The organism is Leptospira fletcheri (genome assembly GCF_004769195.1).
In the GTDB taxonomy this organism is placed as follows: domain Bacteria; phylum Spirochaetota; class Leptospiria; order Leptospirales; family Leptospiraceae; genus Leptospira_B; species Leptospira_B fletcheri.
In genome coordinates, this window is sequence record NZ_RQET01000009.1 from 94990 (window position 1) to 117396 (window position 22407).

The following is a 22407-nucleotide window of genomic DNA, read 5'->3' on the forward strand; positions in this document are numbered from 1 at the left end:
GAAAGAATGCTACCGGTGCACTCCTTAAACGGGAATTTTTACGATTCCGCGGGTTTTCTTTTACAATTGCGGGGAGTGAATCTTTCCGGAAGTTCCAAGGTCCCGTTTCGTCCCGACGGAACGACTCACTTCGATCAGACTCTGACCTTTTACGATCACCGAAACGTTTCTTTCGTGGGAAGACCTTTAGAGGAAGCCGAGGCCAAAGAACATCTCGACCGTTTGAAAAAATGGGGGTTCAACTTTCTGCGCTTTCTCGTCACTTGGGAGGCGATCGAGCACAAGGGTCCGGGGAAGTACGACCAGGAGTATTTGGAATATGTGGAGCGCATGGTCGCTCTCGCGGAAAAGAAAGGTTTTTATATCTTCGTAGATCCTCATCAGGATGTTTGGTCCCGTTTTACCGGAGGCGACGGAGCTCCGGGATGGACCTTGGAAGAAATCGGAATGGACATCTCCAAAATCCGGGACTCCGATACGGCCATCGTTCACCACCACCAAGGTAGAAATTATCGAAGAATGTCCTGGCCGTTGAATTACCAGAAGTACGCCTGTGCTACGATGTTTTCCCTATTTTTCGGAGGAAGGACTTTCGCTCCCCATTTGATGATCCGCGGAAGGAACGTTCAGGATTTTCTACAGGACCAGTACATAGCCGCAGTCTGCAAGTTGGCCAAACGTTTAGTAAAATATAAAAATGTAATAGGATTCGATTCCTTGAACGAACCTTCCCCAGGATGGATCGGAAAGAGAAATCTAGGCGAGTTTTCCGGTTTCGGTTTCGGCAAAGTTACGGCGACTTCTCCGTTCCAGGAAATGTTCTTGTCGGAAGGAAAATCCGTGAATGCGAACCAATCGTACATGCTCGGTTTTACCGGAGTCAATTTCGGAAAATCGAGACTCAACTCTCATTCGGTACGGCTCTGGAAAGAGGGCAAGAGCTGCGTTTGGAAGGATCACGGGGTTTGGGATTACGATCCGAACGGGGCTCCAATGCTTTTGAAGGCGGACTATTTTTATAAATACCGCGGCCGAAAAGTCGAATTTTACTCAGAATACATGCTTCCGTTTCTCCAAAAGTTCAAGAAGAACGTACAGGCGGTTCAAAAGAGATTTTTCATTTTCGTGGAAAGCGATCCTACCGGTTTGGATCTGGAATGGAGAGAGGAGGACAGGCCGGGAGTGTCCGGAGTCGTAAACGCGACACATTGGTACGACGCTTCCGTTCTACTGTTGAAGAGATTCATTCCTTGGTTCGGGATTCATGTGTTCAAACAAAGGCCGGTTTTTGGACGCAAGAATATCCAAGCGGCTTACGAGGACACGGTTCGGATGATCAAAGATCTTTCCTTGAAAAAGATGAGGAACTGTCCTACCGTAATCGGGGAGACAGGGATTCCTATGGATCTGAACGGGAGAACCGCCTTCCTCGATAAGAATTACGCTCCTCTCGAATCGGCCTTGGACCGGATGCTCGTTCCTTTGGAAAAACAATTCGTACATTATACGTTATGGAATTATACTCCGGATAATACGCATAGTCTAGGAGATCGATGGAACGAAGAGGATCTTTCCCTGTTTTCTTTGGACACGCCGCAAGAGGTGGATGCAGACGGAGGAAGGGCGGTCAGAGCCTTTTCCCGTCCTTATCCGATCCGAACGAAAGGGGTTCCGGAAGCCATCCGTTTCGATATGCAGACTTCTCTATTCAAATATTCCTTTCGCGAAGACGGTAGGGAGATTCCGAGTGCGGAGATCTTCTTGCCGGAGATTCACTATAAAAACGGGTTCGAAGTGCTGGTAAATGCGGGCACCTTCAAATTCGATCCTAAGTCTAGAACACTATTCTTCCGAGGGGAGAAAGGGATTTCCCACTACGGCATTACCGTTTTGCCCTCTAAAAAATAACTTTTCAGAAGGACAGGAGGAGGTAAAATGGCAAAGTTTCCATATTTTAAAGACCAATATTCAGAGGTTTCCATGAAAAAACTATCCTTCGCTATTCTCTCCGCCCTTATTCTAGCGGCGATCGTTTCCTGCGGCGGTCCGAAGGTTAGCCAAGCGGAATGCGAGCCTGTGGTGAACGATCTGTTCAAGAATCTCACCGAAGGCAAATCCGCAGAAGAGATCGAAAAATTGAATTCTCTCAGGCCTTCTTTGTCGCCCATGTTGTTGAAAGAATGTATGTCCGGTAAATACGAACTAAGTTGCTTGAAGTCCGCAAAAGATATCCAAGCTCTCGCAGTTTGTAAGAAGTAATCTTTCCTTCGCCTTCGGACGCTTTTCGGAGCGCCCGAGGGACTCCTCCTCTTATTCTCAACGATTTTCTAATAGAAAAAATCCCTCTTCCTCCGTATAACATCCATGCTCCCGATACACTCCCGAGGGATAAAAATGGATCCTTTGCGCGTACCGAACCCCTTGCCGAACGCATTTTAGGCAAACATCCCATCGGATCGCCCATTCGCATTCTTCCTGCCGGAAGGCGGGCAGAACCCGAAGTAGGGGTTTAGACTCGGGCTCTTCTCCCGGAAAATTCGGCTTTGGGATTGACGGAGTACCGAAGCAGAGGAGTAGAATCATGCACGTAAAAATCCCGTATTGTCGAGTCCTGGATTTCATGTTTTCCGGCCTGGTATAGTATCGGTCGTTTCGAGGTGATTTTGTGTTTTTGAACCGTCGCTTTTCCTTTTTTCTTTTCCTTTCCTTGGCTGCGTTCGCTTCTGCTTCTCCTTCGGATCTTTTCGCCATCGATCAGGAGTATTCGGGCTGGAATACTTTATTAAAACGGAATGTAAAAAACGGATTGGTTGATTATGTCTCGTTTAAGAAGGAAAGTGCCGTCCTCGACGGAGTTCTGAAATCCTTCCGTCTGGTCACGGAAGCGGAGTATGCGACATTTTCTCGGGAAGAGAAACTCTGTTTTTTGATCAACTCGTACAACGCATTCACGGTAAGGTTGATCCTGGATCATTATCCCGTAAAGAGCATCAAGGATATCGGAAGCATTCTACAGAGCCCGTGGAAACGGGAATTTTTCGAACTCTTGGGTCGGCCTAGAAATCTAGATTGGATAGAGCACGAGAAGTTGCGGAAAGAATTTCGCGAGCCGAGGATTCATTTTGCGATCAATTGCGCTTCTCTAGGTTGTCCCCCTCTCATGAACGAGTCGTTTCAGCCGGGCAAGGTTTCCGAGCAATTGGCTCGAGTGACCAAGGATTTTCTAAAGGATAAGCGCAAGAACGAGTACGATTCCGGCGCAAACGTCCTGTACATGTCCAAAATTTTCGATTGGTTTCGGGAGGATTTCACCGGAGCCGGGACCGGTCTCATCGATTTCTACAATCGGAATACGGGTGCTTCGGTTCCTGCGGATGCGAAAGTGAAATTCAAGGATTACGACTGGAATTTGAATCGTTTGCCCTGAAGAATCTTTTTTCGGGAAAAATCCTCCTCTCGTGGAAAAACGGGAAGTACCGGATGTTAGATTTTACGAGACCGTCGAAAGTTGGGGGGCAGCGGCGAATCGGAGCGGAAAGCGTTCTTCTTCCGGAAATGACTTGAATTCGGTTTTCCGGATGGGAACATTGCTGAATGGCATCCCGGAGAGACTTTATGGAAACTCTTTATAGGGAATCCAGCGGGAGAATTTTCGATTTCCTATACAAGTACACTGGAAATCCGGAAGTCGCCTCCGACCTAATGCAGGATACTTTCTTGAATTTCTTCAAGAAATACGCCGATTCCGACCTCAATCGCGAACAGTCTCTAAAACTTTTGTATACGATCGCACGCAATCGTTCGATCAATCATGCTAAAAAATTCTCCACCGTTCGGGAAACCGGAGCGGAGGATATGGGAGTGTTTCAGGAAAAGGGGCCGACATTCGTTCGCAAGGCCGAACTTTCGGATCTGGAGTCCAGGCTAAAAGAATGCTTGGCGTTTTTACCGGAAGATGAACGTTACGCGGTCGTTTTAAAGAATATCGAGAATTACACTCTGGCGGATATCGCCGAGGTTATGGGAATTTCCGTCGCGACTGCCTCGCGTTTGGTGGTTCGTGCAACGGGGAAATTACTGGAAATCGCAAAAGAAAAACAGATCTTTCCCGGCAATTGAGCCGGGGGAAAAAAGGGATCGATGAGTTTACGGGGATGAACGAAGAACAGGAAAATAAGATCAAGGAAGCGATCGAAGGGAAGTCCAACGAACTTTCCGGGCCGATCCAGTCCTTGCATTCTTTGATCGGTAAGGCTTGGCCCGTCCCCGATTCCGACCTGCCTTCCTTCGAAGATCTGTACGGAAAGGCGCGCGGCTCCCGTGTTATTCCTTTGAACCGTCGCGTATGGTTTAGTTTGGCTGCCGCCCTAGTTTTGATCGCGCCGATTCTGTACTTATTTAAGTTCGGAACGTTTACACATCCGACTCTTCCTAAATCCTCCATCTTAGTCACGAAAATCACGGGCAAGGTATATCTCTCCGCGACAGGATCGGCCGATCGATTAGTTTTGAACGAAGGCGAGACCGTGGGCAAAGGGCAGATCCTTCTTACGGACAAGGATTCTTCCGTTTTCCTTTCCGTATCGAAAGGGGAAGGAATTCTCTTGGGGTCGGCGACCAGATTCGAAATTCTCAACGATCCTAAAAAATCGTTTTACCTCCATTCGGGAAACGCCTTCGCCCATCTGCATAAGAATCTGAAAAAAGAGGATTTCAGAATCTTCACTTCGAATGGACTCATTGAAGTCCGAGGAACGAAATTCTCCGTTTCGGAAATCGCCGGAACCGAAACCCAGGTTTCCGTGCTGGAAGGTAGGGTAGCGGCGATTCGGAAGGAAGGCGGGGATAGCGGGGAACAAGTATTGGAGCCCGGACAAAGGATCCGGTTGAGCAACAAGGGTTTTCAAAGATCCTTCCTTTCCTCTTCCGAGCTGACGGAATTAGAAGCGGAGTTCCGACGTTTGAAAGTGGAGGATATTCCGAGAGATCCGAACAGATCTTTCTCCGATCGGGAAGAGCTTTTCAAGGAATTCCAACGATTGGAAAGGGTGATTATGACGGATAAAACCTCCTTGGAAGGAGTCATCATAGATATGGACGGGGAATTTATGTATCTCCAAACCTTGGAAAAGGAAATTCGAATTCCTCGGGATAGTGTCGAGGAAGTGATTCAAGTCCGATAGACCAGAAATATTTTTGACAAGAGGCAATTTCTCCTGGAAGCTACCTAACTAAGGGAAATGTCATGTCGGAAGTAACCCCGAATCCGTCTCAAAAGCCAGCGAAATACAAAAGGCATCTTGCCAACTACCTGATCGATAAGGATTTTCAGTTACGATTCTTTCTGAATTTTTCGCTTCTCTTTCTTTTCGGATTATTGCTGACTCTGGGTTTTCTTTTCTGGACCCACTCCACGAAATACGATAAGGGTGTCGTATTTCGCCTGCGGGAGGACACCGTAAAAGTATACCAAAAAGGGTTCGAGTTCAAGGACGGAGAGGAAAAGGAGAAATTCGTAGAACGGGAAATCGCTTTGCCCGACTACGATCATAGCCTCGACATGTTTACGATCCAATTCAAAGGGATCCTTTTGTTTTCGCTGCTATATCTTTTCATGTCCGCTATCTTCGTGATCGTCTATTCGCATAGGATGGCCGGCCCCATTTATAATATCAAAAAGAATCTAAGAGCCCTTTTAGCCGGAGAAGAAGTCGAGAAAATCCGATTACGTCAAGGGGACGAATTCCAGGAACTTGCCGACCTATTGAACAAAATCATCGATCAAAAGTCGCGGGAAAGGAAGCAGTAAGTCGCTCTTTTGAAGTTGGATTCTTTTCCACTCCTGGAAACATCTCATTCGTTTATCACCGGAGATTCACGGAAGATGAACTCGCTTGAGAAGGAAAGCGTCCATCTCGTCGTAACTTCTCCTCCTTATCCCATGGTGCAGATGTGGGACGGTTTATTCAAAAGCTGGGATGCGCAAACCGAGGATTATCTGAATCGGGAAGAGGGTAGGCTCGCTTTCGAAAGAATGCATTTGCAGTTGGATAAGGTTTGGAAGGGATGTTTTCGGGTCCTGAAAAACGGCGGTATCCTGGCCGTTAATATCGGCGATGCGACAAGGAACTTGGGAAAAGAGTTCCAGCTTTATTCCAATCATTCCCGGATCCTGCAATCCTGTTTGAAATCCGGTTTTTCCTGTATGCCGGATATATTATGGAGAAAGCAGACGAATTCTCCGACGAAATTCATGGGCTCGGGAATGTTCCCGGTCGGCGCGTACGTCACCTACGAACACGAATATATTCTGCTTTTGAGAAAAGGCGGCAAGAGGGAATATTCCAAAGCGGAATCAGAATCCAGGCGAGAGAGCGCTTTCTTTTGGGAAGAAAGAAACAAATGGTTTTCCGATATCTGGGAGATCAAAGGCGAAAGGCAGGTCGCAAAAGATCTCGGAACTTCCAGGACCCGGACTGCGGCGTTTCCCTTGGAATTCGCATACAGGTTGATCAATATGTTTTCCATCAAGGGAGATCTGGTCTTGGATCCGTTTCTCGGGACTGGGACGACCTCGTTGGCTGCGGCGATCGCGGGAAGGAACAGCATAGGCTTCGAAATCGAACCCGATATTTTGGAGATGGGAAAAAGAAGAATGGATCACTCCGTCGGGATCGCAAAGGAAGTGCTCGAACAGAGATGGAACGAACATCTTTCCTTTCTATCTCTTCGTCGTAAGGACAAAGGAAAGCCCGCCTATTTGAACGAATTTTATTCCGTCCGAGTCGTTACGAATCAGGAACGAAAACTGAAATGGGACAAGCCCGTTAAAATCGAATGGTTCGCTCCTTTCGGATGCAAAATCGGATACGTTCCTTTTCACCCTAAAAACGGAAAAAAAAGCGGGTAACTCCGAAGTTACTTGCTTTTTTCCGACGGATCGATACTTAAAATTCCTCCGAAACGAGAGGTTTAAGAAGTTGGACCGCAAAAATAAGATATTGACCTTAATGGCTTTCCTATTGTCGATCGGATCTTCAGCAATGGAAGCCGCGGACGAAGTCGCTGTCGTTCTGTTCGTGACAGGCGAGGCGTCCTATTCCCAGCGTGGAAAAAAGGGGAAGGTTTCGAAGAATCTCGTTTTGGGCAAAGAGGATACGCTGGATACTTCGAACGGAAGAGTGGACCTCCAGGTAGGTTCTAGCGCCGTGATACGCGTGGCTCCTTTCAGTAAAATTAAGATTTCCGAATTATCTTCTACCTCTAAGGACAATTCCTCCACGGTGGAATTGGTTTCCGGAAAGATATTCGCGAAGGTGGATAAAAGTCCACGCAAAGAGAATTTTACGGTGACTTCCGCCTCGTACACTGCCGGTGTCCGCGGGACGCAATTCGTAATCAGTGAAGAACCGAAGGGGAGCAATCCGCAGGCTCACGAACACTCGGATATTCCCGACGGAATCTTCGTCAAAGAGGGGGAAGTCGGCGTTTCGTCCTCCGCAGGTAGAGATTTTTCCCTGAATGCGGACGAACAAGCGGTCCAGTCGCAGGAAGGACTTTTGAAACAACCTTTGGCGGAATTCATGAAGGAAAAAATGAGAGTCATGGACCAGTTCAAAAAGTTGAGCGACGAAAATTACCAACTCTTAAAGGAACAGAAATTGAAAAACCAGCAATTGCTGGAGTCCACGAAGTCGGGGATCAAATAGCCACCAACATTTCCTGGAGAATCTGTTTGATCTTGTGAACCGTTTTGGATTCGATTTTACCGAGTTTCTTGACTAAGCGGAGCTTATCCAAGGTACGAATTTGATCCAAAACCACCCAACCCTTTTTGCCTTGGAATGTCAGCTCGACTCTCGTCGGATAGGGATGCGATTTGGTGGTCATGGGGGCTACGATCACCGTTTCGATAAACCGATTCATTTCGTTCGGCGAGACAATCACACAAGGCCGAGATTTTTGAATCTCATGTCCTATCGTTGGATCTAAGTTTACGAGGTATACTTCATATTGGGCAATCACCATTCCCAATCCTTGCCGGACAGATCTAAGGAATCGGGGACCAGAAGTTTGTCTTCGTTGTTAGAAGACATTTCTTTGAATCGTTTTTCCCAGCCGTCTCTCGGTTTGGATTTTACAGGGATGATCATAATTTTGCCTTTGTCGATCTTCAACTCCACTTCCTCTCCTATCTGACATTCTTCTAAAATCGCTTTTGGGATCCGAATCCCCTTGGAATTCCCGATTTGAATGACGGACGCGCGCATGGTAATTATTATGTAATTACTTGGGGCTTTGTCAATACTATTCTGGTCGGATCCGTGAACTTACAGATTCCATGTCCTAGAAATTCTCTTCCGGGAGTGAAATTTAGGGAAGTCGACGGATTTTTTGCTTTGAATAGCGCGGTCCCGCGGGAGCGGGAGTCGCCCTTCCTTCTTCTTTTTTGCTTGCCTAAATCAAGATATCTTGATATCAAGAAAAAGTGGCGAAAACGGGAGAAATTCTGGATTTCCAGCAAGGGACTGGGTCGAAAACCGAAAATAGAATCGCGGTTCCTTCCAGAACCAAGGAAGAAGCTCTTTCTTCAAAACATGTTCTAGCCGCTTTGAAGGCGGTTTCCGATGAAACTCGGATTCGGATCTTACTCGTTCTTTCTATTGCACCCTTGAATGTCCAGGAAGTGACGGAAGTTCTTTCGATGGGACAATCTCGAATTTCGAGACACCTGAAAATCCTTTTGGACGCCGGATTTCTGGACTCTCAAAGGGAAGGTTCTTGGGTGTACTATAAGGTGAAAGATGATGGGGCGACACACCATTTTTCCGCCGAGATTTTTTCGGTGATCAGCCGTTACGAAAAACAACTGACTCATTCCGTCCAAGACGCGGCAAAAGCGAAAGAGATTCTGAAGCAACGGGGCCTAAAGACCGCGCGCTATTTCGATTTTGTCGCGAAGAATTGGGAATCCCTCCAAAGGGACGTCTTGGACCCGGTTTTATATAGAAAGAAGATATTACAGCTTCTACCGGACTCTTTGGTTCGGACTTTGGATATGGGTTGCGGTCCGGGCGGACTGATTCCGTATCTTCTGACCAAGAGTCGCGAGATCGTCGGGATCGATTCCTCGGAAAGTATGATCCGGGAAGCGAGCGATTCTTTTTTAAATAATCCTAATGTTCGTTTCATCGCCTCCGATCTCGAGCTATTGCCTTCGGAGTTGGATTCGTCCGCCGATGCCGCAGTTGCGTCGATGGTTCTCCATCATATTTCGAATCCTCCCAAGGCGATGAAGGAAATCCATAGAGCCCTGAAAGAGGACGGAACGTTCATCATCGTGGATCTGAAAAAACACACCCAGGAGTTTATGCGGGATAGTTTTGCGGATTTGTGGCTCGGATTCGAACCGGAACTAGTATCCGAATGGCTGGAAAATTCGGGCTTCGGAATCCATTCCATAGAAGAGATAGAAACCCAGAAATACTTCAAAGTATTGATTATAAAAGCTAAGAAAAAAGGAGGACGATAATGTCCACTGCTGCGCAAGAAAAAGGTTTAAACTATAAGGTTAAAGATATCTCCCTCGCCGATTGGGGGCGTCAGGAAATAATTTTAGCGGAAAAAGAAATGCCCGGGTTAATGGCTATCCGTCAGGAACATAAAGGCAAGCAACCTCTGAAAGGAGCCAGAATCGCGGGATCGTTGCACATGACGATTCAAACCGCCGTGCTCATCGAAACTTTGACCGAGTTGGGAGCGGAAGTAAGATGGTCCTCTTGCAATATTTTCTCCACTCAGGATCATGCCGCAGCCGCCATCGCGAAGACCGGCGTTCCCGTATTCGCATGGAAAGGAGAAACCGAAGAGGAATATTGGTGGTGTGTGGAACAGACGTTGTTCTTCGAAGGCGGTAAAGGGCCGAACATGATTCTCGACGACGGCGGGGATTTGACCATGTACGTGCACGAGAAATATCCGAAACTTCTGGAAGAAATCAAAGGCGTGTCGGAAGAGACCACTACCGGTGTGAAAGGGTTGGAAAAACTCCTGAAAAAGGGCGAACTCAAAATTCCCGCCATCAACGTGAACGATTCGGTGACTAAATCCAAATTCGACAATCTTTACGGATGCCGCGAATCTCTGGCGGACGGAATCAAGAGAGCCACAGACGTTATGCTTGCAGGTAAAGTGGCACTGGTTTGCGGATATGGCGACGTAGGTAAAGGGTCCGCAGCGTCCTTACGTAATTTCGGAGCTCGCGTCATCGTTACCGAAATCGATCCAATTTGCGCGCTGCAAGCCGTCATGGAAGGCTATCAGGTCCTACGCGTGGAAGACGTGATCGAAACTGTGGACATCGTGGTGACCGCGACCGGCAACGACGATATCATCAGCCTAGAAAGCATGAAATCCATGAAAGACGGCGCGATCCTTTGTAATATCGGACACTTCGATACCGAGATCCAAATGTCCCGTTTGAACTCCGAAAAAGGGGTCACGAAACTCGAGATCAAACCGCAGGTGGACAAATACACGTTCCCGGACGGCAAATCGATCATCGTTTTGGCCGAAGGTCGTTTAGTGAATCTGGGTTGTGCGACAGGGCATCCTTCTTTCGTGATGTCGTGCTCGTTTACGAACCAAGTACTCGCTCAAATCGAACTTTGGAACAACAAATACGAGATCGGAGTCTATCGTCTTCCCAAGAAGTTGGACGAAAAAGTCGCTGCTTTGCATCTGGAACAGCTCGGCGTACGTCTTACGAAATTGAACGCGAAACAAGCGGAGTATATCGGCGTTTCCATCGAAGGCCCTTATAAGCCGGAGCATTATCGCTACTAAACGGATTCCGAAGGGGGGTAAGCCTTGGCATATGTAGTGACCGAGCCTTGCAGAGGCTGTAAGTATACCTATTGTGCCGCGGTTTGCCCCGTGGAAGCCTTTCGGGAAGGAGAGGATTTCGTCCTGATCGATCCCGAGGTTTGTATCGATTGCAACGCTTGCCGGAAGGAATGTCCGGCGAACGCAATTTTCCCCGAAGATGAAGTTCCTTCGGTTTGGAAAGAATGGATCCGTAAAAACGACCTGGAGTCGAAAACGTTGCCGACAATCCGGGATTTAAAGCAACCGCTGCTGAAAGAACCCTGCAATATTAATACATTATGAAAAATCAATTTTCCTTATACACCAATCCGAGCGCCCAAGAACTGATTTCCCAGTTGAAAGACCGTATTCTCGTTTTGGACGGCGCGATGGGCACCATGATTCAAAGGTATAACCTTACGGAAGCCGATTACCGGGGGGAACGTTTTACCGATCATTCCTTTTCCTTAAAAGGAAATAACGACCTTCTAGTTCTTACCAGACCGGAAATCATCGAGGAAATCCATTTGAAATTCCTCGAAGCGGGCGCGAATATCGTCGAGACGAATACCTTCAACGCGAATAATATCTCTCAGGCGGATTATCTGACTCAAACGCTTGTGGACGAGATCAATCGTGCGGCGGTAAGTGTCGCGAAATCTGCCATTCGGAAGTTCAAGGAAAAGAATCCTTCTCGGCCGGTGTTTCTCGCGGGGGCGTTCGGTCCCACGAACAAAACCTTGTCCCTGTCCCCGGACGTGAACAACCCTGCCTTTAGAGCGGTTACATTCGACGAGCTCGTGGAAACTTTCTACGAACAAGTCAGAGCCTTGGTGGAAGAAGGAGTCGATATTCTCCTTCCGGAAACAAACATAGATACTCTGAACCTAAAAGCGGCCATTTTTGCCATCGAAAACGTCTTCGAAGATCTGAAGGTTCGGCTTCCGGTTTCCTTGTCCGTTACGATTACGGACGCTTCGGGAAGAACTCTTTCCGGCCAAACCATAGAAGCTTTTTACAATTCCATCCGTCATGCGAACCCTCTTTCCGTAGGCATCAATTGCGCGTTAGGCGCCGCCGAGATGCGACCTTACATAGAGGAATTATCCAAAATCGCAGATTGTTTCATCAGTTGTTATCCGAATGCAGGGTTGCCGAACGCATTCGGGGGTTACGATCAGACTCCCGAAGAGTTCGGGGGCTTTATCGGGGAATTTGCGTCCTCGGGCTGGTTGAATATCGCGGGAGGCTGTTGCGGAACCACTCCCGAGCATATATCCGCCGCAGCCGGCGCGGTTCAAGAATGTGGTCCCAGAAAAATTCCGGAAATAGGGGACTACACTCGGCTTTCCGGGTTGGAACCTTTAAATCTGACTCAGGATAAGGGTTTTATTATGGTCGGGGAAAGGACGAACGTAACCGGTTCCCCGAAATTTAAGAAGCTGATTCTGGAAGGAAACTTCGAGGAAGCGGTCGCCGTCGCTCTCCAACAAGTGGAAGCCGGAGCCAATATCATAGATATCAATTTCGACGAAGCCCTCTTGGACGGCGAAGCATCCATGAGAGAATTCTTGAATTTGATCGCCGTCGAACCGGATATCGCGAAAGTCCCGTTTATGATCGACAGTTCGAAGTGGTCGGTTCTGGAGGCGGGCTTGAAATGCATCCAGGGGAAACCGATCGTAAACTCGATCTCCCTGAAAGAAGGCGAGGAAAAATTCCTGGCCCAGGCTCGATTGGTGAGAAGATACGGAGCCGCGGTCATCGTCATGGCCTTCGACGAACAGGGCCAAGCCGCGAGTAAGGACGATAAGGTTCGGATTTGTGTTCGGGCCTTCCGATTACTGACGGAAAAGGCGGATTTCCCCGCATCCGATATCGTTTTCGATCCGAATATTCTGACTGTCGGAACGGGTATCGAGGAGCATAATAATTACGCTCTGGATTTCATAGAGGCGGTCCGCGAGATTAAAGCCTTGTGTCCCGGCGCGAAAATAAGCGGAGGCTTGAGTAATATTTCCTTTTCGTTCCGCGGAAACAATCCTGTTAGAGAAGCGATGCACGCCGCATTTTTGTACCATGCGATCCGAGTCGGAATGGATATGGCCATCGTTAACGCAGGTATGTTGGCTGTTTACGAGGAGATTCCCAAAGAACTTCTTATTCTAGTCGAGGACGTTCTTTTGAATCGCCGCCCCGATGCGACCGAGAGATTGATCGACTTTGCGGAAACCGTAAAGGCCGGTGAAAAAACGGACAAGAAAGAGGACGTGTGGAGATCGGGCTCGGTGGAACAAAGGCTCGAACACGCGCTCGTCAAAGGAGTCGTAGAATACATAGAGCAGGATACCGAGGAAGCTCGGGTGAAGTACGAATCCCCTCTGCAAGTGATAGAAGGGCCCATGATGGACGGGATGCGGGTTGTAGGAGATCTATTCGGTTCCGGAAAGATGTTCCTTCCCCAGGTGGTCAAAAGCGCCCGAGTGATGAAAAAGGCTGTCGCTTATCTTTTACCGTTCATGGAAGAGGAAAATCGGAAACGGGAGCAGGCGTCGCAGAAACCTAAATTCCTGATCGCGACGGTAAAGGGAGACGTGCACGATATCGGAAAGAATATCGTATCCGTCGTGTTGGCCTGCAACAATTACGAAGTGATCGATTTGGGAGTGATGGTTCCTTGCGAGAGAATTCTGGAGGAAGCGAAAGCGCATCGCGCGGACGTAGTCGGTCTTTCCGGTTTGATCACGCCTTCCTTGGACGAGATGGTGCACGTCGCTTCCGAAATGGAGAGGCTCGGCTTTCAGGTACCTTTGCTGATCGGTGGAGCTACGACGAGTTCCGCACACACTGCGGTAAAGATCGCGGAGAAGTATTCCAACCCGGTCGTGCATGTGATCGACGCATCCCGTGTAGTCAACGTCGTAGGTAAACTGTTGAATCCTTCCTTGAAGGTAGAATACGTAAAGCAGATCCGCGAGGATCAAAAGGCGCAAAGGGAAATCTATTTCGGAACGAGGAGCGAACGGAAACTCGTGTCCATCGAATCGGCAAGGGAAAATCGTCTCAAGACCGATTGGCAAACTTCGAAGATCCGAAAACCGAATCTGACTGGAGTCAAAGTTTTTGACGGAAGCGTTTCCTTGGAGGAACTGGTTCCGTACATAGATTGGTCCCCTTTCTTTCAAGCTTGGGAATTAAAAGGAAGATTTCCTTCGATCTTGGAAAGTGAAATCTACGGAAAGCAAGCACGCGAATTGTATGCGGATGCACAGAAACTTTTAGACGATATCGTAAAGAACAAGCGCTATCAGGCAAAAGGGGTAATCGGTATCTTTCCCGCTAACAGTGTCGGGGACGATATAGAAGTCTACGAGGACGAGACTCGGGCGAAACTTCTGACAGTCTTTCACACCTTGCGCCAACAGATCTCCAAGGAAGGAAAGGACGAACCCAATTACTGCTTATCCGATTTCATCGCTCCCAAGAGTTCCGGAAAAATCGATTATATCGGCGGCTTTGCTGTGACCGCGGGTCACGGTGTGGAGGAATTCGCCAAGTCTTTCGACGAGAAACTGGACGATTATAGTTCCATCATGGCCAAGGCGCTAGGCGATAGATTGGCGGAAGCTTTTGCAGAATACATGCATTTGAAGGTTCGTAAGGAATTCTGGGGTTACGCTTCGGAAGAAAATCTACCCTTGGAAGATTTGATTCGGGAGAAATACAGAGGAATCCGCCCGGCGGCAGGATATCCTGCAAGTCCGGATCACACCGAAAAACGCACCCTCTTCGATCTATTGCAGGTGGAAAAGAGTACCGGAATCCGATTGACGGAACATTTTGCAATGTGGCCGGCCAGCTCGGTCAGCGGACTCTATTTTGCCCATCCGGAATCGAAATATTTCGCCGTGGCAAAGATTGATCGGGATCAGATCGAAGAGTATGCGAAGCGTAAGAACAAATCGGTACCGGAGATCGAAAAATGGCTTTCTCCCAACCTTTCTTACGATCCCAAAGAGCCGGTTCCGACAGTCTAAAAAAAGAGGGGCTCATGAAGTCGGAACTTTCCATAAAAACCGGGGTAACACCTTCTCATCATGACGAGTTTACGGAAGTCTGTGGACCTGGTTCCGAGTTTTCTTTCCACCCCTGGCTCGCCTCCGAAATTCGCAAGCGGATCGCCGAGCACGAAACGAGTCTGCAGGTTCGGGAATATTCCTGCGAGGATTCCTCCTGTCCGGTAAACGAAACCTGGATAGAAGTCTACGATCGGGATCTTCGCCGGCATCTGAAGACGATCCGTATTTCACGAAAGAAAAATCTGATCAGCAAGCTGGATGTATCCCTTTCTTTCCAAAAGCAAGGGATCTAAACGGGAAAAAAGACCTATTTCGGAAGGTTCGGGGAACTTTCCGAAAAGCTGTATTTCACCCCTAGTTGTCCTTGGATTTCCGGAGTCAGCACACCGTCGGTGGTAGGAAAAGGTTGGTGTAGAGGGACCCGCACGAGTCCTTCGAATCTAAGGTTTCTTGTCGCAACGGAAAATCCGGGGTTCACGTAATATTCATACCCTTGGTGCCAGCCTTTGAAAGGCATGGGCGTCTCCACCGAAAGCAAAGTTCTATCATTGAAACGTTTGATTCCGGAAAATTGCAGGAAGAAATCCATGTGATTTTGGCTGGTGCTCCCGGAAAGTAAGGAATAACTGATTCCGATGGATGACTTTGCGGATTCCGGGACCGCGAGACCGGCGCTGTTCCCCGCCATTCTCATTCCCAAACCGAATTGGATTCCCGCGTTTCCCGCCGCATATCCGACGGATACGTTCCCCGCCTGGTTGTCCAACCCCCGTGAAATATTCTGATTTCCGCCGGGAATGGGAGTGGATTGGCTTCGGATATCCGTCAGGGAATCGAAGGTTCGACGTTCCGTGGAAGTCCCTACATACGCTTCCCCGTTTCCGGCCTTGGGCGTAGAACTGGACAAAGCCATTACGAAAACCTCCTCTTTTCCTAGGGAAGGATAGAGCGAAAAGAATTCCCTTCTGCCTCGGACCATCCGAAGAGGTCTCGGGAGAACGGTGTCCATCCCTGGGATCGATTTCCAGGATTCGTTTTCGGAAGGAACCAGATCGTGTAGAAGTTTCACTTCGAACGGACTTTTCAGCGTGAGAGAGGAAAAGAAGACGGTTGGTTTTTCTTTGGGTTCTTCCGCCGTAGTTCCGAGCTTTGCCTTTTCCGTCGGCTCCTGTCCGGACGGAAAGATGCCGAAAGAGTCCCAGAGGAAGTTGGAGTTGTTTTCGGCGTAGAGGAAACTCAATCCGAAACAGAATGAAAGGAGAAATACGGATGCGGGTCGTAATACAGAAGGAGCGGATTTCTTTTTTCGAATCTTACTTCCCATTTACGTGCTCTATTTAAGATATATGACGAAGGAATCCCTCCTGCCAATGAAAAATCGGACCTCTACGTCGAAAAAAGGGAATACTCTTCCGCTTTTCTATTACAAAGGAGTTAAAACGGATGAAAACGAAAATCAAGAGTTTCGGTGAATGTAAAATTCCGAGTCCGGCAGGCTACGACTACTATACTCCGGAGGAAGCCAAGTCGATTTTCCGAACCGTTTTCGAAAACCAGGAAGATTGGACGAGATATGTCGGATCCGAAGTGGATTTTTTCGAGCAGGCGGGACCCAGGGAAAAAATTTATTTCGATCCCAGGAACGTGACCGCCGGGATCGTTACCTGCGGCGGGCTCTGCCCGGGCATCAACGACGTGATTCGCGGAGTCGTGATGGAACTGACTTACCGGTACGGCGTTACCCGCATTTTGGGTTTTCCTTACGGGTACCAAGGCTTGGTAAAAAAATACGGAACTCGTCCGGTCGAACTGACTCCGGAAAACGTCGCTCACATCGGAGCGGACGGTGGAACCATTCTGGCTTCTTCCCGCGGAAATCAGGCAGCGGAGGATATGGTCGATACTTTGGCATTGTACGGAGTCAAAATCCTGTTCTGTATCGGAGGAGACGGGACCTTGAGAGGAGCGAAAACGATCGTCCGTGAGATCGAAAAAAGGAGAGAAGAAATTTCCGTGATCGGAATTCCGAAGACCATCGATAACGACATCAATTACGTGCAAAAGACCTTCGGTTTTTCTACCGCGTTTTCGAAGGCCATGGAAGCCGTGGAATGTGCGCATGTGGAAGCCAAAGGCGCTCCCAACGGAATCGGTGTGGTGAAGTTGATGGGTAGACATTCCGGCTTCATCGCCGTGAATGCGGCTTTAGCTTCGCAAAACGTGAATTACTGCCTCATCCCCGAAGTGGACTTCGATTTGGAAGGGGAAGGGGCTTTCCTGAATGTGCTGAAGGACCGCATCCTAAAAAGAAAGCACGCGGTCATTATCGTGGCGGAGGGAGCCGGACAAAAGTTCTTCGGAAAAAACGAGGAAAGGGACGCGTCCGGAAATCTGAAGTTGGGGGATATAGGGGTGTTTTTGAAGGAAAAGATCATAGAGTTTTTCAAGAAAGAACACATAGACACCAATGTGAAATATATCGATCCCAGTTATATCATACGTTCGATTCCCGCAAATCCGGAGGATTCGATTTTTTGCGGCTTCCTTGCCCAGAATGCCGTTCACGCGGGGATGGCCGGAAAAACAGATATGGTCATCGGAATTTGGAATAACGTATTCACTCACTTGCCGATCGATCTCGCGATCCAGGAAAGGAAGGTGCTCCAACCTACGAAGAGCACTTTGTGGCGGACTCTTTTGGCTTCCACCGGGCAACCGGCGAGAATGACCGCTAGATCTTAATCCAATTATCCCAAATAGGACATAGGAAAAAACAAAGCTACGTTTACATAGCTTACTTCACAAGGAGTGTATTAGAAATATCCTGCGTTTTTTATTACTCTACCGTTAACGATTATAATGGAAATTCTTTTGCCTGTCTCTTGCAAAAGATTGAAACGGAAAGCGCAACCCGAAGGGAACGGCCAAAATTTATTATCCGGTAATTACTCTTCAGTCGGATCATCCTCTTCGAAAATATTTTTTTCTGGAGCATTCAGTTCTTGATAAATTGCTTTTTTGGCTTCATTTAGAAGTTCTATAGCTTGATTACGCAATTCGAATGCTTTTTTGATTTTTTCGCTAATCGATTTCTTTTTTTCATCTGGAATATCTGGAACGGGTATTGAATCAACCTGTGCAGGTCTGATATGTTTTACGGTAATTCCAAATTTGTCCTTTTTTAAAAGAGTTTGCCCAATCCAAGTAGAAAGATATGCGTAAATAAAACCACCATAGTCTTTGTTTTGCGGCGGAATTCTAATTGCATTTTGAGATAGGACTATTTTTTCGTCCGATTTTGTCACAAAATATGGTTTTCCGACAGTGCCACTCTGTGATAGTATAATCCAGCCTTCTTTCAAAAACCAATCATTAATATTTGGCATTTTATTTGATAGGACGAATTTTTTTGCTTCCCAGTAAAAATCGTACATCTCATGAGGCAACATATAAGGCGTACCCTTTTTAATGTCATCAGTAAAAATTCGTTTTATTGGAGGTGGGTTAAATGTTCCTTTTGAAAAATTACCAATGGATGAGATGTCATGCCCTTTAGCCTCGTATGCTTCTAGTATTTTGTTTGCTTGAAATACGTCGGAAGCATAATACGTTGCATCAAGGCGACAATCACCTTCAAATATATTTTCAATTGTTGTTGTAACTGATATATTTTTCATAATTCATTTCTATAATTTGTTAACCAATTTTTGAAATCATTAAATACATGAGGAAGCATATCATTCGATATAGGTTCTTGTATTTCGATAGAGCTTTCCTGCCAATCACCTTCTGGTGTCCGAGTAATTCTCTTTTTTATAATGGTTTTTAAAAGAATATTTCCTTCTTCGTCTCTTAGCGGTATAATATTACCTCTTTGATCGTGACCAATCCTGCTCGGAATCGACATAAAGACATGCTCATCTTTACATTGTTTTTTTACCTCTTCCAGAGACTGGAATGGTTTCGCGCGTTTGCGAAGGATTAATAGGGTTGTTTGAGTGCCGGTCGAAGGTTGGAACATTTCTGTGGGCAGCGAAACGCTTGCAATAATTCTGAATTTTAGTAAAATCCAATGTCGTAAAAATCTGTAAGACGGATTACTAACTATATTATCAGGAGTAACAATTGCATATAGTCCGCCCGGCTTCAAAAATTTATAGCTTCTTTCGATAAATAACTCTTGAGGTGCCATCACAGTTCTTTTATTCGATGATTCAAAAGTGCTAATTTGATATTGATCTAATGTATGGGAATCATCAACAGATAAATCCTCACCGAAAGGTGGGTTACTTATTATGAGATCAAAGGTTGCATCCTTAATATATTGTCTTGTTGCATCGCTATACTCACCGAAGCTTTTTAGAGTATTCTCATGAAACACATTACTAGAACCATCGCCATGCATTACAAGATTCATCTGCGCAGCACGAACTAAAACGGGATTAAAATCCATGCCAAAAATATTCTTATCACAAATAGCTTTTAATTTTTCTCTGCTTAGGGCCTTAGCTTTTTCGGCATCGCCCCCTCTTTTGCTCATTTCTTCCTCGAAAATTATTTCATTAAGAATGTGAACAAAAGTTTTTAAAAATCCACCAGTCCCACACGATGGGTCTAATACTTTAATTTTCTTTAAGCTATCTTCTCCAAGAATTTCTTTAACCATATCAACTGCCAATTTGCAGAGGTTCCGTGGAGTAAAGAACTCACCTCTATCGCCGCGACTGTTGGACCCAACAATTTCTTCATATGCCTGACCTTTGTAATCATAATCAGTGTCTAATAAGCTATACTTCTGAAGTTCAGATACGATATAGGCTATTACATTAATCTTGAGGTTTATTTCTTCATCCTTACCAAAAATATATCCATATTCTTCACAAACATTCTGGAATAACTCTTGAATTCTCTGATTTACACTTTTATGGCCTTTTGAATTTCGTTGTTCATCGGGGTCAATATAAAACTGCGGGGATTTAGAATTTCTCTCATCAAATACTTTACAGAAGATAATTTTTAGAAATTCGTGAAAAGCTGATTCTTTACTTCCTCCTTGGTTCGCAGCGATATAATTATGACATCTCTTAAAAACATCCTTCAAGACATCAGTTGCAGGTACTAGATCAGTAAATGAGTGCGCAATCCTAAATTTACCGTCAGCAAACGGGATATCGAGACATTCATCAATATGTAATTTTTTGCCAGGCTTTTCAAGTTTCTCGAAAGCTTGAATTTCACTTCCCACCCACAAACCATATTTACAATTAAGAGTCGCAGCTAAATATGATTTTAATTGATCAATACCATTATCTGTATTTGTTGGTTTGATGGTTTCCTTTTTAGCTTCAACAATTATTTCGATTGTTTCTGTTTCATGATGCGATCCGGTAGAAAAAATTACAATATCAGCTCTTTTTTTAGCCTTCCCGATTACTATAGTCCATTCAATTTCAATATCGTCTTTTTGGTAACCATACTCCTCAACCAAACTTCGAGCCATACGTTGGCGAATATGTTCTTCGGGAGTATCCGGACGTAACTTACCAGTTATAAAACACTTAATTTTACCGGCGGGTACGAACGAGATACTAGTATTGTTTTTATTTTTTGCCATGTATAGATTATTCTTTAAAAAAGATTTTACTTTTTAGTTTTGGACCATATTCCCCTATTCCTATTTGGGATAATTGGGAATCTTAATTGAGTCTGACTAGAACCAGAGTGTAATCGTCGTGCGGGTCCGCTTCCCCGCGGAACGAGTCCGTCGTATCCAGGATCAAATCCTTCAGATTTTCCACGGGAAGTTCTCCGTTTCGTTCGATCAATTTGGCGAGATTTTCCAATCCGTACATTTCCCTCGCCTCGTTCGTAGTCTCGCTGACTCCGTCGGTGTACAGCACGAGCAGATCTCCCGGTTGGTATTCCACTTCGTGTTCTTCGATCTCGGACTCTTTGATGCCTAGAGGCATTCCTTTTCCGGAAAGTAGGACCACTTGCTTTTCCTTGGCCTTGTACAGAAGTTGCTCGTTATGGCCCGCGCTGGAATAACGGATGCGTTTTTTCAGCATGTTGATACGGATCAACATGACGGTTACGAACATAAAATATCCGGATTTTTCCTGGATAATCCGATTCGCTCCCATGAGACTGATGCTCGTTGAGGAATTTCTCGCGACTTCCCCGGCTATGATGGTTTTGGAAAATTCCATGAAAAGGGCCGCGGCGATTCCCTTTCCCGATACGTCCGCGATCAATAGACTGATTTCGTCGGGGTTGTGGTAGACCAGATCGTAAAAATCTCCGCCGATCTCCTTCGAAGCAGTGTAAGCCGTTTCGATCTCCAAGAGATGCATTTTTTTAGGAATGCTAGGCAGGGAATTCAATTGGATTTGGGAAGCGATTTGCATGTCCCGCTTGATGGAAGTCAGTTTCTCTTTTTGGTTCTTTACTAATAGGCTATTGTAGGCTTCCGCGACCTGGTTGGATATCGTACTGAGAATGGAGAGGTCTTGCTGGGAAAAGCTATCTCCTCCTTTTTTGTCGGCCGCGTTCAGGACTCCGATGATTTTACCGTCCTGACGGATGGGGACGGATACGAAAGATCTTGTCTTGTACCTTTCCGGATTTAACAGACTCTGATCGATATCCTGCTGTCCGCGGACCAAGAGAGGAAGGCCTTCCGAAAGGATTTTGTTCAGGATCCCTTGGGATTCGTCCACCAATTGGGATTCCTCTTCGATTCCGAAACCGACCGATTTGGAAAGCTCGAAAGTACCCGATCGAGGATTTCGGAAGATCAACGAAACCCGTTCCGCACCGAGGACGTCGGAAATCGAATGGACCGTCAAGTTCAGGAATTGATCCATTTCGGAGATATTCGAAATCGCTTGGGAAATCTGGAACAGGCAGTCCAATTCCCTCGCCCTGTCCTGCAGATCTTTGATCAAACGACGATTTCTGATCGCGATCGCGGCAAGATCCGAAAGGTATTCCAGAATTTTAATATCTTTGGAGGTAAAATCGGTGCGTTCGTTGGAATTCACCGCCTCTAGTACCCCTTGGATCTCTCCCTGCGCCTTCATCGGAACGCAGATCAGATTCCTGGTAGTGAAGCCCACGGCTTGGTCTATGTTTCTGTAAATACGAGGGTCGTTTGCGGCATCGTTGCTGATCACCGGTTCCAGGTTACTCAGAACGATTCCTGCGATCCCTTTTCCGCGCGGGACCTTCAGTTCCGTTAGGGATTCTCCTTTGTCTCCCTTGGCCACTTGAAATACTAGACAGTCTTCCTCTTTGTCGTACAATAGCAGGGAACATCCTTCCGTATTCAGGACGTCTTTAGTGGTTTCTATGATGATCCCCAGCAGTTCCTCCAGATCGTCCGTGGAGTTGATGCGTGCGGTGATATCCGAAATTAAAGAAAGAGAGAGCTGCTTAAAACTCATGCGATCGGTTTTAGTGG

At 46.7% G+C, this 22407-nt stretch carries 21 protein-coding genes; 14 read left to right on the top strand and 7 right to left on the bottom strand.

The window, feature by feature from the left end; genetic code table 11:
* Positions 1–6: 6 nt before the first annotated feature.
* On the top strand, positions 7–1908 hold the full coding sequence (locus EHO60_RS12520; protein ID WP_135768545.1) for a glycoside hydrolase family 5 protein: 1902 nt from the start codon (positions 7–9) through the stop codon (positions 1906–1908).
* Between the two features lie 27 nt (positions 1909–1935).
* Positions 1936–2259, top strand: a complete 324-nt coding sequence (locus tag EHO60_RS12525; RefSeq protein WP_246028301.1) for a TIGR04454 family lipoprotein — start codon at positions 1936–1938, stop codon at positions 2257–2259.
* Positions 2260–2316: 57 nt separating this feature from the next.
* Here the strand turns inward: EHO60_RS12525 and EHO60_RS12530 are convergent, their stop codons facing one another.
* On the bottom strand, positions 2317–2622 hold the full coding sequence (locus tag EHO60_RS12530; protein WP_135768546.1) for a hypothetical protein: 306 nt from the start codon (positions 2620–2622) through the stop codon (positions 2317–2319).
* Positions 2623–2665: 43 nt separating this feature from the next.
* On the opposite strand from EHO60_RS12530, the gene EHO60_RS12535 reads away from it, so the two are divergent.
* The 6 genes from EHO60_RS12535 (at position 2666) to EHO60_RS12560 (ending at position 7709) form a co-directional block, all read left to right on the top strand.
* On the top strand, positions 2666–3427 hold the full coding sequence (locus EHO60_RS12535) for a DUF547 domain-containing protein (RefSeq protein WP_425460295.1): 762 nt from the start codon (positions 2666–2668) through the stop codon (positions 3425–3427).
* Between the two features lie 167 nt (positions 3428–3594).
* Positions 3595–4119 carry an RNA polymerase sigma factor gene (locus EHO60_RS12540; protein WP_135768547.1) on the top strand — a complete coding sequence of 175 codons (525 nt, stop codon included), beginning with the start codon at positions 3595–3597 and terminating at the stop codon, positions 4117–4119.
* A gap of 35 nt (positions 4120–4154) precedes the next feature.
* Entirely contained in the window at positions 4155–5183 is a 1029-nt protein-coding gene (locus tag EHO60_RS12545) for a FecR domain-containing protein (RefSeq protein WP_135768548.1), read from the top strand.
* Positions 5184–5245: 62 nt separating this feature from the next.
* Entirely contained in the window at positions 5246–5809 is a 564-nt protein-coding gene (locus tag EHO60_RS12550; RefSeq protein ID WP_135768549.1) for a hypothetical protein, read from the top strand.
* Between the two features lie 75 nt (positions 5810–5884).
* On the top strand, positions 5885–6910 hold the full coding sequence (locus tag EHO60_RS12555) for a DNA methyltransferase (RefSeq protein WP_135768550.1): 1026 nt from the start codon (positions 5885–5887) through the stop codon (positions 6908–6910).
* A gap of 133 nt (positions 6911–7043) precedes the next feature.
* Positions 7044–7709, top strand: a complete 666-nt coding sequence (locus EHO60_RS12560) for a FecR family protein (protein ID WP_425460296.1) — start codon at positions 7044–7046, stop codon at positions 7707–7709.
* Here the strand turns inward: EHO60_RS12560 and EHO60_RS12565 are convergent.
* Together EHO60_RS12565 and EHO60_RS12570 are read right to left on the bottom strand one after the other, a co-directional pair.
* Complete coding sequence (locus EHO60_RS12565; protein WP_135768551.1) at positions 7702–8028, bottom strand: type II toxin-antitoxin system PemK/MazF family toxin; 327 nt, start codon at positions 8026–8028, stop codon at positions 7702–7704. The genes EHO60_RS12560 and EHO60_RS12565 overlap by 8 nt on opposite strands.
* Positions 8022–8270 carry an AbrB/MazE/SpoVT family DNA-binding domain-containing protein gene (locus EHO60_RS12570; protein WP_135768552.1) on the bottom strand — a complete coding sequence of 83 codons (249 nt, stop codon included), beginning with the start codon at positions 8268–8270 and terminating at the stop codon, positions 8022–8024. Before EHO60_RS12570 ends, EHO60_RS12565 begins: the two co-directional genes overlap by 7 nt.
* A gap of 281 nt (positions 8271–8551) precedes the next feature.
* Between EHO60_RS12570 and EHO60_RS12575 the strand changes: the two genes are divergently transcribed.
* The 5 genes from EHO60_RS12575 to EHO60_RS12595 are packed head-to-tail and all read left to right on the top strand — an operon-like array spanning position 8552 to position 15238.
* The gene (locus EHO60_RS12575; RefSeq protein WP_135768773.1) at positions 8552–9532 is read left to right on the top strand and encodes an ArsR/SmtB family transcription factor; all 981 of its coding nucleotides are present in this window, start codon (positions 8552–8554) and stop codon (positions 9530–9532) included.
* Entirely contained in the window at positions 9532–10845 is a 1314-nt protein-coding gene (gene ahcY / locus EHO60_RS12580) for an adenosylhomocysteinase (protein ID WP_135768553.1), read from the top strand. The genes EHO60_RS12575 and ahcY overlap by 1 nt, the downstream gene beginning before the upstream one ends.
* Positions 10846–10869: 24 nt before the next feature.
* The gene (locus EHO60_RS12585) at positions 10870–11169 is read left to right on the top strand and encodes an indolepyruvate ferredoxin oxidoreductase subunit alpha (protein WP_135768554.1); all 300 of its coding nucleotides are present in this window, start codon (positions 10870–10872) and stop codon (positions 11167–11169) included.
* Positions 11166–14903, top strand: a complete 3738-nt coding sequence (gene metH / locus EHO60_RS12590) for a methionine synthase (RefSeq protein WP_135768555.1) — start codon at positions 11166–11168, stop codon at positions 14901–14903. The genes EHO60_RS12585 and metH overlap by 4 nt, the downstream gene beginning before the upstream one ends.
* Complete coding sequence (locus EHO60_RS12595; RefSeq protein ID WP_246028303.1) at positions 14849–15238, top strand: hypothetical protein; 390 nt, start codon at positions 14849–14851, stop codon at positions 15236–15238. Before metH ends, EHO60_RS12595 begins: the two co-directional genes overlap by 55 nt.
* 14 nt (positions 15239–15252) lie before the next feature.
* On the opposite strand, the gene EHO60_RS12600 is transcribed toward EHO60_RS12595, so the two are convergent.
* Positions 15253–16269, bottom strand: coding sequence for an LIC_20087 family outer membrane protein (locus tag EHO60_RS12600; RefSeq protein WP_135768557.1), 1017 nt, complete (start codon positions 16267–16269; stop codon positions 15253–15255).
* 98 nt (positions 16270–16367) lie between these two features.
* Between EHO60_RS12600 and EHO60_RS12605 the strand changes: the two genes are divergently transcribed.
* Positions 16368–17687, top strand: coding sequence for an ATP-dependent 6-phosphofructokinase (locus EHO60_RS12605; protein ID WP_281283059.1), 1320 nt, complete (start codon positions 16368–16370; stop codon positions 17685–17687).
* 203 nt (positions 17688–17890) lie between these two features.
* Here the strand turns inward: EHO60_RS12605 and EHO60_RS12610 are convergent, their stop codons facing one another.
* The 3 genes from EHO60_RS12610 to EHO60_RS12620 form a co-directional block, all read right to left on the bottom strand.
* Positions 17891–18622, bottom strand: a complete 732-nt coding sequence (locus tag EHO60_RS12610; protein ID WP_135768559.1) for a restriction endonuclease subunit S — start codon at positions 18620–18622, stop codon at positions 17891–17893.
* A complete protein-coding gene (locus tag EHO60_RS12615; protein ID WP_135768560.1) occupies positions 18619–20559 on the bottom strand; it encodes a type I restriction-modification system subunit M in 1941 nt (646 codons plus the stop codon). The genes EHO60_RS12610 and EHO60_RS12615 overlap by 4 nt, the downstream gene beginning before the upstream one ends.
* A gap of 82 nt (positions 20560–20641) precedes the next feature.
* The gene (locus tag EHO60_RS12620; RefSeq protein WP_135768561.1) at positions 20642–22390 is read right to left on the bottom strand and encodes a SpoIIE family protein phosphatase; all 1749 of its coding nucleotides are present in this window, start codon (positions 22388–22390) and stop codon (positions 20642–20644) included.
* Between the last annotated feature and the right edge of the window lie 17 nt (positions 22391–22407).